Origin of the sequence: Streptomyces sp. KR55, from assembly GCF_052245645.1 — a bacterium.
In the GTDB taxonomy this organism is placed as follows: domain Bacteria; phylum Actinomycetota; class Actinomycetes; order Streptomycetales; family Streptomycetaceae; genus Streptomyces; species Streptomyces flavusporus.
Genome location: NZ_JBQQCE010000303.1, coordinates 1 through 11,935 on the forward strand (window position 1 = coordinate 1; position 11,935 = coordinate 11,935).

The window sequence follows — 11,935 nt, forward strand, 5'->3', positions numbered from 1 at the left end:
CTGCGCTGGTAAAAGTCGTGCACCCGGCCCGAGAAGCGGCCACAGTCCGGACATGCCGCGCCGGCTGCCCGCCCTCTTGCCGTCACGTCGACCGTGCCGAAGGCGGCGGTCACCGCCTCGACGTCCACGTCGTCGATCCCGCCGAATACGAGAGAGTCCCAGAATGATGCGTCGGCCTGCATGACAAGCACCGTCACCGGCCACCGCCCACCGCGGCGGGGTCAACCACACACCTGACGGAGCGTCACGCACGTCGATCAGACCACAGGGCGTACGCGGCCTCACGCAAACCCGGCCTTCGCAATCGAACACTGCGGTGCCTCCGAATGCCGGATGGTTCTCAGGTGAGCGGCCAGTTGCGTAGGGCGGCGTCGGCCATCTCCTGGAGTTCATCGCTGGTGACACCGCTCGCGGCTTGCACGGCAATGCCGAATGCCAAGGTGGTGACGTAGCGGGCCAGCAGCCCCGGATCGGTCTTGGGAGGCAGGTCGCCTTCGTCGACGGCTTGCTGGAACCGCTCTCGGAGGCGGGAGCAGCCGTTGTTGCGCCAGGCGGCGAGAAGGTCACGGACGCCACGCCCGGGGTCGCTGGTGGCCAGGGCGCCCTGGACACCCAGGCATCCGTGGGGGTGGGCCGGGCGGGTGGTGGTTCGGACGGTGCCGGCCAGGATCGCGGTGGCGACGCCGAGGGCGGTCGGCTCCTCCAGGGCCCGGGCCAGGTATGCGCTCGGGCCTTCGGTGTAGCGCTCCAGGGCCTTGCGGAACAGCTCCTCCTTGTTGCCGAAGGCTGCGTACATGCTGGTGGTGGAGATGCCCATCGCGTTGGTCAGGTTGGCCAGGCTGGCCCCTTCGTAGCCGTGTTTCCAGAAGACCAGCATGGCGCGCTCGAGAGCTTCGTCGGCGTCGAATCCTCGCGGTCGGCCGATGGGGCCGCTCTGTTTGGTTCCCACCCCCGCAGCCTACCTCTTCTGCATCGATCGATGCAGAAGTGCTACCTTTCGATTTCCGCATCGATCGATGCGGAAATCGAGGGAGGTTGTTCACGTGGGACTACTTGAGGGCAAGACCGCTCTCGTCACCGGCGGCGGCAGCGGAATCGGCCTGGCCAGTGCCGTACGGCTGGCGGCGGAGGGCGCGCACGTGTTCATCACCGGCCGGCGCAAGACCGAACTGGACGCGGCCGTCGAAGTGATCGGTTCAGCGGCCACCGCGGTGATCGGCGACATCTCGAACCTGGCCGACCTGGACCGCCTCTACGAGACGATCCGCGGCCGGGGACGGGGCCTGGACGTCCTGTTCGCGAACGCCTCCGTCGCCGAGTTCGTGACGCTTGAGCAGGTCACCGAGGAGCACTTCGACACCCTCTTCGGTATCAACGCCCGGGGCACGCTGTTCACCGTTCAAAAGGCGCTGCCCCTGCTCAACGACGGTGCCTCGGTGATCTTGAACGGCTCCACCAGCGTGGATGTCGGCACGGAGGCGTTCGGCGTGTACGCGGCGACCAAGGCCGCCACCCGATCGTTCGCCCGGACCTGGGCCAACGAACTCAAGGGACGCGGCATCCGGGTCAACACCGTCACGCCCGGCCCGACCGACACCCCTGGTCTGTCGGGGCTCGCCCCCGACCCGGAGCAGGCCGCCGGCCTCAGGCAGCACCTGGCGACGCAGGTGCCGCTGGGCCGGCTCGGGCGCCCGGAGGAGATCGCCGCCGCCGTGGCCTTCCTCGCCTCCGAGCAGAGCAGCTTCATCACCGGTTCGAGCCTGTACGTCGACGGCGGCCTGAACCAGATCTGAGTTGATAACCGCACATCCGGCGAGGATGGCGGCGCCCGGCCGACCGGGTTCGCTCAGGCGGGCGAGCCCGGCGGCCTCGATCGCCAGACGGCCGGTCGGACAGAGGTCAGGCCCTCCGGACTCACCCTGCACTGGAGTTCCGGCGGCACCGAAGGCGCAGTGAACCGCATCAAGAAGATCAAGAGGCAGCTCTACGGACGAGCCGGATTCGAACTACTCCGCAAGATGATCCTGCTTCAGTGACCCTCCGCGACCGCTCCCCAAGATCTGTGCCAGAACCGAGTTTTGATGTCAGTTCGCGATCGGATCGCAGTGGGGATCGAGGTCGAGCGAAGTGAACGCATGTACGAGCACGCCCTTTCGGCTACTGAGAGTGACTGGTCGTCGGTGGAGGCGGGCCCTGCGCAGGGCGGTGCTCGGCGGCGTGGGTAGGTTGGTGGCCACCGACCCAGGAGATGCCCCGTGCCCGGCCGCCCCAGCGTTTTGTTCGTGACCGATCTCGCCTACCAGGCCCGGGGGCGGCGCTACTGCGACGAGGACATCTTCCTGTCGTCGCGGCTGCGGAACGACTTCGACATCGCTCTGTGCCACCCGCTGGATGCCGCCGCTCTCATGGACGCCTTCGAGGGGGTCGTGGTCCGCAACAGCGGCCCCGTGCTGAACTACCAAAAGGAGTACGACGCCTTCCGGAACCAGGCCGCAGCGCGCGGCATCCGGGTCTACAACCCACTGTCCGGCCGGGCCGACATGGCTGGCAAACAGTACCTGCTGGACCTGACGGCAGCCGGATACCCGGTCATCCCCACCATCGACCGACCCCAGAACCTCGGCGCGCTGCCCGAGACCGACCAGTACGTGGTCAAGCCGAAGGCAGGGGCGGACTCCATCGGCCTCAACTTCGTCTCCCGGGACCAGCTGGACGGCCTCACCTATGGCGACATTCTGGTCCAGCCCCGCATCGACTTCCGCTATGAGGTGTCGTTCTACTACGTCGACGACGCCTTCCAGTACGCCCTCCACGCCCCCGACCCCAACCGTCGTTGGGTCCTTGAGCCCTACCAGCCCACGGAAGCCGATCTCGGTTTCGCCCGCTGCTTCATCGACTGGAACACCCTCGATCACGGTATCCAGCGCGTGGACGCCTGCCGCACCCAGGAGGGCGACCTCCTCCTGGTAGAGCTGGAAGACCTCAACCCCTACCTGTCCCTGGACCATGTCGACGACCCGACCCGTGACACCTTCGTCGCCAGCATGACGACCTCCCTCCACCGGTTCCTGGGCATCTCACCCCGGAACTGACCGGCGCACCCCCGGTCACCTCAACTGACGCCGACAGGTGTGCAGGCGGTGATGGTCCCGGCGTACAGGTCGACCTTCGACTGCGAGTTACCCATCAGGCCCCAGCGGAAGAAGCACACCTGACACTCCCACCGCAAGCCCCTAACTGACGTCAAAACAAACCGACATCGCAAACTCGGTCAGAACGTGACTCCCGCAGTCGCCTCCAAACGACTCCCGCTCTCGCTTACAAAGCCAGACGGCGTGGGGGCCGCGGTACAGCGCGCGATCGAGAAGGGGCGCGGCCTGTCCGGCGCACTGGATGTCGCCTTCGTCAGCGCCGCCGCCGCGCAGCTCCTGGCAGCTGTGACGCAGGCCTTCCGCGAGCAGGCTCCCGACTGCGAGGTGCACATCCGAGAAGCGCAAGGCGACCAGCTGCTGCCATGGATCCGCTCGGGAGAGGTCGACCTCGGGCTGACGAATCTGCCCGTCGGCGACCCCGACCTGACCCACAGCTCGGTCCTGGTACGCGAGGCGCGGATGCTCACGGTTCCCGTCGGCCATCCTTTCGCCCGCCGCAGCAGCGTCCTGGTCGCCGACTTGACGCGCGTCCCCTGATACGGCTTCCGGGTCACACGGCAACCCCACTCCGGCAGGCCGATATCCCTCCCGCCGCCGACCCGACGGCCAGGACGTTCCAGGAGGCACTCGCCCTCGTCGGCGCCGGACAAGGCGCCCTCCCCGGTGGCGCCCACGCCCGCCGCTACTACGCGCGCCCTGACATCGCCTACATCCCCATCAGCGACGCCCCTCCCCTGGAGCGGGGCCTGGTCTGGCCGGCCGACCGTCACACCGCGCGCGTCCGCGCCTTCGGGGACTGTCAGTGCCCATTGTGATGCTCTGCGTACACACTGCGGGTCAGTGTTGAGGAGTGCCCGGTGCTGGACGACCTGCTGGTGGTCGGGTTCGACCTGGAGATGCAGCGCGAGGTCCACATCGGCGACCGGCCCTAGGCCTCCCGGACATCGCAGGTCAGCGGCCCGCGGCTGTCCCGGACACCACCCGGACACCCGAACCCCTTGCCCCGCCGGCCGCCCCACCCCACGCTCGAGCCACCGACAAAGAGGAGGAAAGGTCATGCGAATCAGACGCACGCTCGCACTCGCAGCAGCCACCGCCGCACTCGCCACCGGCCTCGCAGCCGCGCCCGCAGCAGCTGACAAGAGCAACCCCAGCCCCGGCGAGGTCTCTGCTGCCGCGTGGACCCCGACCACCACACTGAGTGCTGCCCCGATCAGGGAGTGCTACGCGGCCTCGTGCGACGTGGTAATACGGACGAACGCTGGCGAAACGGTGTACTGGAGCCACTACGCTTACAACGATTACGGCAACCGCTGGTACTACGTCGAGTACACGTTCGGCAACGGCTACCCCAAGACCGTCCACGGCTGGATCTACTGCGGCAACGTCACCGCTCCCTGCTGAGCACCTCCGACTGCTTCCCCGCCCAGCGATGGCGGATTCAACAAATCGTCGCAACGCGGGGGTTGTTGGAGTCGTTCTTCAGCAGGTTGGTGAAGCGCTCGGCTGGGGTGTCCCAGCCGAGCCGTCGGGCGACGCCCAGCCCCCCCGGCATGAAACTAGGAGGTCACTGGCCGCCGCTTCTCCGCGCGCCGATCGCCAGGGCCGCGGGGTAGAGGACACTGTGCCCGAAGCGGGCCCGGGCACGGTCGGCGACGGCTTCGATCGCGAGGGGTCTGTCGTCGCCGCTGTCGAGGGTGAGCTGTCGGGTGGCTTCGGCGGCGGGCTGCAGGGCGTCGGCGCGCAGGGCGATGCTGCGTACCCGGGCGCGCTGCGGGCCGAGGGATTCGTAGACCGCGTACGCGGCGCGCGCCAGGAGCACGGTGTGGAAGGTCGCCTCGGGCAGGGTGCGGCTGCGGGGGGTCGCGCTCTGGTCGGCGTAGCGGATGGTGCAGGTCAGCCCTTGGGTGATCTGGCCACTGGTGCGCAGGCGGGCACCGAGGTCGTCGGCGAGGGCGAGCAGGGCGCGCCGGTGCTCGGCTGGATCGAGTTCGTCGCGCGCGAAGCGGTGTTCGGCGCTGATTCTCGCTGGTGCCGGGGTGGGAACGACGGAGGTGTCGCGGCCGTGGGCGCGCTCGTGGAGGGCGCGGCCGGCGCGGGCACCGAGCAGTCGCTGCAGGGTGAGCTGGGGGATGTCGGCGACGTCGCCGACGGTGTGCAGGCCGTATTCGGCGAGCGTGGCGGCTGTCTGGGTGCCGATGCCGGGCAGTTCGCGGACGGGGCGGGGCCGCAGGAACGCGTCGATCGCCTCGGGCGAGTTCACGATGCCGGTGCGCTGGCCGGGCGGGGTGAGGGCGGCGGCCATGGCGGCGAGCAGCCGGTTCGGGCCGGCGCCCGCCGAACTGTGCAGCCCGTAGAGAGCTGCGGCCCGCAACTGGATGAGTTCGGTGACGCCGCGGGCGTCGCGGCGCCAGAAGCGGATCGCGCCGGTGAGGTCCGCGACGGCGCTGTCCGGCTCCAGCATCTGCACGCGCGGCGTGAAGTCCTCCAGCAGGCGGCGCAGTTGCTGAAGGAGGTCCGGGTCGTGGCCGGGTACGAGAGCGAACCGGAGGTGGAGGATGTGACGTCCTTCGCGCATGGTGATCACCCTGCGCTTCCCTGGTTCTCCAGACACTCAGATGTGTCTCACCTACTGGTGCCGTCGTTTCAGGAGCCTGTGCGCGAGGGTGGCCACGGGAGTTTGGGCGCGTTCTTCGTCGTACACATGACGATGTGCGACCCGTTCCAGGTGAAGGCGATCGGTACGTTGCGCGGGGTTCCGTCCTTGGCGACGTAGGCCAGGCGGGTCACGTCACGGGCCAGCAGCTCCTGGCTGATCGGGCGGTTCAGAACCTCGATGATCTCGTTCGGCTGCATGGTTCGGTTTCTCCTTCTCAGCGCAGTTGCTCGGCCAGTCCGACGATGATGCCCTCGGGGCCGCGGATGTAGCAGAGCAGATAGCTGTCCTCGAACCTGGCGATCTCGCCGACGAGTTCGGCGCCGTGAGGGCGCAGGCGGGCAACGGTGTCCTCGATGTCGTCGACGGCGAACATGACGCGGTGCGTGCCCAGAATGTTGTGCGGCCGGTTGCGCGGCCCGGCGCTGATCACCGCGGGGCTACGGTACTTCGCCAGCTCGAGCCGGCTGTGACCGTCCGGGGTCCGGACCATCGCGATGTCACAGCGGACGCCGTCGAGTCCGGTGCACTGGTCGGCGAAGAGGCCCTCGACCTCCGCCCTGCCCTCCAGCTCCATACCGAGTTCCACGAAGAACCCGATGGCGGCATCCATGTCCTCGACGACGATGCCGACGTTGTCCATCCGCTGAATCGCCATGCTGGTTTCTCCTTCTTCCTCGTGCGGCCGGTGGTGGCCGCTGATGTCCCTGGGACGGAGCCGGTGGCACGTTCTCGACATCCTCAGACCGCCGAACTCCGAAAAATCTGGATCGCGCCTCAGCACCGCTACAGCAGACCCGCGAGCCAGGCGCCACCACCGAGGGTGAGTGCGGCGCAGGTGGCCGCTCCCATGAAGACGATCAGCCGCAGCGTGCCGTCCCCGCTTTTCAATGCTTCTTCGACGATTCGCAGCGTGCGCGCTTGAGCATTGCGCCTCCCCAATTAATTCACGGTGTCGGGTCACCCTTGGCGGGTGGAGTTCCCCGTGCCGCTCGCCCTCGCCGCACCCCTCCGGGCCCCGCCGCGCGGCGCCGGCGCGAGCTGGGGGCCGCGCTGACCCCCGGCGGGCCCGAGCATCCGTGGACGGGAATGCAGATCAGCGCTGGATGGGGCTCTGGGAACAAGCTCCGGTACGTCACCGTCCAGCCGAACCTCGTCGCCGAGATACGCGCTGACACAGCGGTAGACCGCGGCCGGCACTGGCACCCAGTGCGCTACCTGCGTATTCGGGATGACCTCACCCCTGGCGACATCGCGGCGGCGGGGTGACCGATGCGTCGGCGCCTGATGTCTCATGAGACATCAGGAAGTCTGGAGAACAGGGGCTGCAGCCGACCCACCAGGTCCTGCTGCCCGGGGCTTTCGAGCTGGAAGAGACCGACGGTGTCGGAGGCCTGGATGAGTTCGAAGGCGAGCCGGTCGTTCAGGTCGACGTGGTCGGGGTTGTCGAGATCGAGCTGGCGGCCGGTGATGCGGCGGATCTCCGCGACGGCGTGCGCCATCGCCGACTGCATCCGCACCCCCAGCACATCGAGCTTGAGCAGCCCGAGGTCTTCGACGTCCTCCTTGTCGGCCTGCACCATCGGGTAGCCGCCCGGGGTCGGCTGCACCGGCAGCCGGTCCAGCAGGCTCGCGTCGGACAGGATCACGCCGCACGGGTGCATGGCGTAGCCGCGCGGCAGCGCGTCCAGGCCCTCCGCGAGCTCCCACAAGGACCCGAACTTGCCTGCCTGAGCGCCCAGTTTCCGCAGCTCGGGCAGTTCGACCAGGGCGGCGCGGATGTCCCGGGCCCTAATGTGCGGAAAGCTCTTGGCGATGTCGCCCACGACGTGGGGCGGCATCCCGAGGGCGAGGCCGGTGTCGCGCAGGGCGTGGCGGGCCCGGTAGGTCTCGGGCATGCCGGTGACCGCGACCCGCTCGGACCCGAACCTTTCAATGATCTTGTTGTAGACCTCCAGGCGGCGCGCGGACTCCACGTCCAGGTCGATGTCCGGCAGCGACGTGCGCCGCTCGCTGAGGAACCGTTCTTTACCGACCTCGGATCTGTACGCTTCGGGGGTGACCGTGGCTGGTACGTCGCGTACGCGTCCGGGACGTGCCGAGACGGCGAACGGGCGCGACTGTCATGGTCGACCTCGGGACTGGTGAGGTCGCATGTTGAAGGGGTGGCGTATTCGCGGCTGAAGCCCGCAGCTAAATGACGCTGAGTGAGCGGTCAGGGGGGCGACCTGATCATCCCTATCGACAAGCGCAAGGGCCAGGCGCCCAGCGTCGCCAGCATCTACCGCGCACTCGGCCGCACTCCTGGCCGTGGGACCGCCGACCCTCCCCGCCAGGCGTCACTGGTCGCCGGAGCGGCGCGGTGCTGTCATAGGTACGGAAGACGGCGTGGAGAGCCGGCAGGGGCGCAGAGGCCGGCGCGCCGCGCGTGGTCCGCCCGGGCGGCCCGACCGCGGCCGCCCCGTCGCAAAGCGGAGGAGGCCGATGCCATGCTGCACCGCCGCACGGTCGGTGACGTGATGACCGAGGAGGTCGTCACCCTCCGCCCCAACACACCGTTCCAGGAGGTCGCCGCCCTGCTGGACGCGAACGACATCGTCGCGGCCCCGGTCGTCGACGACGACGGCGCTCCCATCGGCGTCGTGTCCGCGTCCGACGTGCTGCGGCACGAGACCGGCATGCCCGATCCGCAGGGTCAGGACGGGAACGACGAGCGCTCCTGGGGCAAGGCCCGGGCCCGGACCGCGGGCGCGCTCATGAGCAGCCCCGTCTTCACCGCCCGCGCCGACTGGACGATCCCTCGAGCCGCGCGGGAACTCCGCAGGCGGCACGTCAAGCAACTGCCGGTGGTCGGCGACGACGGGCTCCTCACCGGCATCGTCACCCGCAGCGACCTGCTCGACGCCTTCATCCGCTCCGACGTCGAGATCCGCGGCGAGGTCGAGCAGGACGTCCTGGGGCGCATCCTCGGCCTGGACGAGGGCACCGTCGCGGTCGAGGTCCGGGACGGGGTCGTCACCCTTCGGGGTCACGTCCCGGAACCGCGTCTCGTCCCGGTGGTCGTGGGCCTCTGCCAGGGCGTCGACGGTGTCGTCGCCGTGGATGCCCACCTCGCCGCCGCCCGGGCGGGCTAGGTGTTCTGCCCCGGGAGTCCGGCCGCAGCAGCGGCAGGCCGACCACCAGGTGCAGTCGAGCGGATCCCGGCACGAGACCGGCCCTACCCACCCACGATCACTCTCCGTCTATCGCATCTGATGCGAGAATTTCGCATCAGATGCGACCCGGGGGCGTCTTCGCAGCTCAATCGCCCGTTGGGGTGGCGCACCCGCAAGGCGCTGCCGCGACGGCTATCGTGGTTCCGCGCGATGCCGAGGTCAGCGTCCCTGGTGGGACCGCTCGCCCGCGGTTCGGGGGTGACCTCCAGGTCGGGTGTCGCATATTCGCATTTGATGCAATTGGCGTCGGTAGGAACATCGGTACAGCGGTTATCGGTGAGAACGATCATGGTCCGGTCGACGCGAGGGTGCTGACGCGGTTCTCGTACTCGCGGCGGGCCTTGCGCTGGGACGGGACCGCCGGGGCGCCCTGGGTGCCGTCGAGGGGCTGGCATCGCGCGAGTGAGCGTTAGGCCGTGTCGGTGCGGCCGGGCCTGCAATCGGCCAGACGGTGGGCGGTGGGCGCGGGCCGGTCGATTGCGCAGGTTCCCGCCTGGCGCAGGCCAGCCGCGCCCACCGCCCTTGTCCCGGTCCGCCTTTCCCAACAGACCTCCCACGGCGCAGAGAAGCACACCTTCATCGGCCCACGGCTGCCGACCTCCTGGCGCTGACCGAGCCCCGCATCGACCCCGACGTCAAGAACGCGCAGCTGCGCCTGGTCGTCACCGCCACCGGCTCCGACGGCTACCGCGCCACCCTCGCCTGGGCCGAGACCGACCTGGCCTTCTCCGGCAAAAGGTCCTGCTCGCCGTCACCTAGGACGGCAAGAAACTCGACAAGGAAGGGCCGCGTCTGGTCGTGCCCGGCGACGTCAAGGGCGGCCGCTATCTCAGTGGCGTCGTCCGCCTGCACGTCGGCAACACCGACGCCCTCGACCCCGTCTGACCGGCCCCTCGCAGACGCGGCCGCCCGCCCGCGCCGCGGCGGGCAGGTGGCCACACCCCACCGAAGAGATCGTGCGTCAGGCGTCCACCGCCATGAGCTGATCAGTCCGTGCCTTGGCGTGGGCGCAGCGTCGGCAGGCCCGCGAGGAACGCGGTGAGGGCGCGCTTCAGCGTCGGGAGGAACGGCGGGCGGGCGGCGGCGATCCACGGCTCCTGCGCGTAGAGCTCGGCCAGTACCGGGGGCGGATGGGCTGTCGGGTAGAGGAAAGCAGCCAGCGCGGAGGCCGTCCCGACCAGCTCCAGGCCTTCGCCGTCGGTCAACTCGCCGGCGCGCGCCACTTCGGCACCGATCTCGGCGCCCACGTCGAGGAGCACCACCTTGAAGGCGCGGGCCGCGTCGAGCGACACGTTGTGTTCCAGGGCCGCGGCGTAGCCGAGAAGGTCGCACAGGAGCGGCCGTTCCTCCAGCGTCTCGGCGAGCGCGTCGACCACGCCGCCCGGACCGTCGGAGGCGCGCAGCCGCTCGGTCACCGCTTGCTTCCAGCCCTGCCATTCTTCGGCGGCGAGTTCGAGATAGATCTCCTCGCGCGTGCCGAAATAGCGCACCACATTGGACTTCGCGAGCCCCGCGGCCGCCGCCACGGCACGCAGGCTGACCGTGCGCACGCCCGAGCGCAGGGCGAGCTCGCGCGCGGCGGCGAGGATCGCCTCGCGTCGCTGTTGCTTGTGCTCCGGCCGCCTGGCCCGCAGAAACTCCGGCTCGCTCATGATCCCGGACAGCATAACGGGACCCTTAACCGACCGCCGTCCTCTTATTAAGCGGACAGTGGTCTGTTAACGTCCTCGGGTACCCCATCGACGGAGGAACGATGCCCGCTGTAGTGCTACGGGTGAACGGCACCACCCATGAACTCGACCTGGAGCCGCAGGTCAGCCTGCTCGACGCGGTGCGCGAACACCTCGGGCTGACCGGCGCGAAGAAGGGCTGCGACCAGGGCGCGTGCGGAGCCTGCACCGTCCTGGCCGACGGCGTGCGCATCAACGCCTGCCTGGCACTTGCCATCCAGTACGAGGGCCGCGAGATCACCACGATCGAGGGCGTCGCGAGCCCGCTCCAGGAGGCGTTCGTCGTCCACGACGGGTTCCAGTGCGGCTATTGCACCTCCGGCCAGATCTGTTCGGCGATCGGCATGCTGGCCGAGCACGGGGACGGCGTCCCGAGCGCGGCGACCGAGCACCTCGACGCCGACGGCGTGGAGTTGACCGGCGCCGAGATCAGAGAGCGGATGAGCGGCAACCTGTGCCGCTGCGGTGCCCACAACGGCATCGTCGCCGCGATCCAGGAGGTCGCCGGGGCAGACGCCGTATCCCGCGTCAGGGCGGAGGCGGCGCGATGAGGTCGTTCGCGTACGTGCGTCCGGACGACGTGGCCGCCGCCGTCCGGGCGGTCGCGGCCCAGCCGGACGCGAAGTTCCTCGGCGGCGGCACCAACCTGGTCGACCTGATGCGCGAGGGGATCGAGCGGCCCGCGACCGTCGTCGACGTCACCGGGCTGCCGCTGGAGGAGATCGAGGAACTGCCGGACGGGGGACTGCGCATCGGCGCGGGGGTCCGCAACAGCCGCCTCGCCGGGCACCGGCTGGTCCGCAGCCGCTACCCGATGCTGGCCCAGGCGATCCTGTCGGGCGCTTCGGCGCAGCTGCGGAACATGGCGACGGTCGGGGGCAATCTGATGCAGCGCACCCGCTGCCTGTACTTCTACGACGACACGGCCGCCTGCAACAAGCGCGAGCCGGGGGCCGGCTGCGCCGCACGCGACGGGTTCCACCGGAGCGGCGCGATCCTCGGGGCGAGCCCGGCCTGCATAGCCACGCATCCGTCCGACATGTGCGTCGCGCTCGCCGCGCTGGACGCCGTGGTCGAGGTGGAGAGTCTGCGCGGCGTCCGCCGTATCCCGCTGGCCGGCTTCCACCGGCTGCCCGGCGACACTCCGCACCTCGAGACCGAGTTGGCCGCCGACGAGTTGAT

General features: G+C 69.5%; 12 protein-coding genes and 2 pseudogenes. 7 read left to right on the plus strand and 7 right to left on the minus strand.

From position 1 onward, the window contains the following. Positions 1-182, minus strand: a pseudogene (locus tag ACTWQJ_RS34175) (ISL3 family transposase); the annotation flags it as partial. A 158-nt stretch (positions 183-340) separates the two neighbouring features. Continuing rightward, positions 341-949 carry a TetR/AcrR family transcriptional regulator gene (locus ACTWQJ_RS34180; RefSeq protein ID WP_443310354.1) on the minus strand — a complete coding sequence of 203 codons (609 nt, stop codon included), beginning with the start codon at positions 947-949 and terminating at the stop codon, positions 341-343. A 94-nt stretch (positions 950-1,043) separates the two neighbouring features. On the opposite strand from ACTWQJ_RS34180, the gene ACTWQJ_RS34185 reads away from it, so the two are divergent. The 4 genes from ACTWQJ_RS34185 to ACTWQJ_RS34200 all read left to right on the plus strand — a co-directional run bounded on the left by ACTWQJ_RS34185 (position 1,044) and on the right by ACTWQJ_RS34200 (position 4,556). Next, positions 1,044-1,793, plus strand: coding sequence for an SDR family oxidoreductase (locus ACTWQJ_RS34185; protein ID WP_443310355.1), 750 nt, complete (start codon positions 1,044-1,046; stop codon positions 1,791-1,793). A 462-nt stretch (positions 1,794-2,255) separates the two neighbouring features. After that, on the plus strand, positions 2,256-3,092 hold the full coding sequence (locus ACTWQJ_RS34190) for a hypothetical protein (protein WP_443310356.1): 837 nt from the start codon (positions 2,256-2,258) through the stop codon (positions 3,090-3,092). A 243-nt stretch (positions 3,093-3,335) separates the two neighbouring features. Then, complete coding sequence (locus ACTWQJ_RS34195; protein ID WP_443310357.1) at positions 3,336-3,689, plus strand: LysR family transcriptional regulator substrate-binding protein; 354 nt, start codon at positions 3,336-3,338, stop codon at positions 3,687-3,689. A 519-nt stretch (positions 3,690-4,208) separates the two neighbouring features. After that, entirely contained in the window at positions 4,209-4,556 is a 348-nt protein-coding gene (locus ACTWQJ_RS34200; RefSeq protein WP_443310358.1) for a hypothetical protein, read from the plus strand. A 163-nt stretch (positions 4,557-4,719) separates the two neighbouring features. Here the strand turns inward: ACTWQJ_RS34200 and ACTWQJ_RS34205 are convergent, their stop codons facing one another. The 4 genes and pseudogenes from ACTWQJ_RS34205 to ACTWQJ_RS34220 all read right to left on the minus strand — a co-directional run. Continuing rightward, on the minus strand, positions 4,720-5,730 hold the full coding sequence (locus ACTWQJ_RS34205) for a DNA polymerase Y family protein (protein ID WP_443310359.1): 1,011 nt from the start codon (positions 5,728-5,730) through the stop codon (positions 4,720-4,722). A 68-nt stretch (positions 5,731-5,798) separates the two neighbouring features. After that, entirely contained in the window at positions 5,799-6,008 is a 210-nt protein-coding gene (locus ACTWQJ_RS34210; RefSeq protein WP_246459804.1) for a hypothetical protein, read from the minus strand. 17 nt (positions 6,009-6,025) lie between these two features. Beyond that, a complete protein-coding gene (locus tag ACTWQJ_RS34215; protein WP_443310360.1) occupies positions 6,026-6,466 on the minus strand; it encodes a VOC family protein in 441 nt (146 codons plus the stop codon). A gap of 664 nt (positions 6,467-7,130) precedes the next feature. Then, a pseudogene (locus ACTWQJ_RS34220) lies at positions 7,131-7,835 on the minus strand (DNA polymerase III subunit alpha); the annotation flags it as partial. Positions 7,836-8,297: 462 nt separating this feature from the next. On the opposite strand from ACTWQJ_RS34220, the gene ACTWQJ_RS34225 reads away from it, so the two are divergent. Beyond that, on the plus strand, positions 8,298-8,942 hold the full coding sequence (locus ACTWQJ_RS34225; RefSeq protein WP_224739266.1) for a CBS domain-containing protein: 645 nt from the start codon (positions 8,298-8,300) through the stop codon (positions 8,940-8,942). Between the two features lie 1,067 nt (positions 8,943-10,009). Here ACTWQJ_RS34225 and ACTWQJ_RS34230 read toward each other — a convergent pair. Continuing rightward, a complete protein-coding gene (locus tag ACTWQJ_RS34230) occupies positions 10,010-10,675 on the minus strand; it encodes a TetR/AcrR family transcriptional regulator (RefSeq protein ID WP_443310361.1) in 666 nt (221 codons plus the stop codon). 101 nt (positions 10,676-10,776) lie between these two features. On the opposite strand from ACTWQJ_RS34230, the gene ACTWQJ_RS34235 reads away from it, so the two are divergent. Continuing rightward, on the plus strand, positions 10,777-11,304 hold the full coding sequence (locus ACTWQJ_RS34235) for a 2Fe-2S iron-sulfur cluster-binding protein (RefSeq protein ID WP_443310362.1): 528 nt from the start codon (positions 10,777-10,779) through the stop codon (positions 11,302-11,304). Beyond that, positions 11,301-11,935 (plus strand): FAD binding domain-containing protein (locus ACTWQJ_RS34240; protein WP_443310363.1); only part of this gene is annotated, 635 nt, incomplete at its 3' end. The genes ACTWQJ_RS34235 and ACTWQJ_RS34240, both read left to right, overlap by 4 nt.

What these genes read in the sequence shown, in the direction of transcription:
- ACTWQJ_RS34235 (WP_443310362.1), top strand. Translation starts at nt 10,777, where the DNA reads ATGCCCGCTGTAGTGCTACGGGTGAACGGCACCACCCATGAACTCGAC.
- ACTWQJ_RS34230 (WP_443310361.1), bottom strand. Translation starts at nt 10,675, where the DNA reads ATGAGCGAGCCGGAGTTTCTGCGGGCCAGGCGGCCGGAGCACAAGCAA.
- ACTWQJ_RS34225 (WP_224739266.1), top strand. Translation starts at nt 8,298, where the DNA reads ATGCTGCACCGCCGCACGGTCGGTGACGTGATGACCGAGGAGGTCGTC.
- ACTWQJ_RS34205 (WP_443310359.1), bottom strand. Translation starts at nt 5,730, where the DNA reads ATGCGCGAAGGACGTCACATCCTCCACCTCCGGTTCGCTCTCGTACCC.
- ACTWQJ_RS34200 (WP_443310358.1), top strand. Translation starts at nt 4,209, where the DNA reads ATGCGAATCAGACGCACGCTCGCACTCGCAGCAGCCACCGCCGCACTC.
- ACTWQJ_RS34215 (WP_443310360.1), bottom strand. Translation starts at nt 6,466, where the DNA reads ATGGCGATTCAGCGGATGGACAACGTCGGCATCGTCGTCGAGGACATG.
- ACTWQJ_RS34210 (WP_246459804.1), bottom strand. Translation starts at nt 6,008, where the DNA reads ATGCAGCCGAACGAGATCATCGAGGTTCTGAACCGCCCGATCAGCCAG.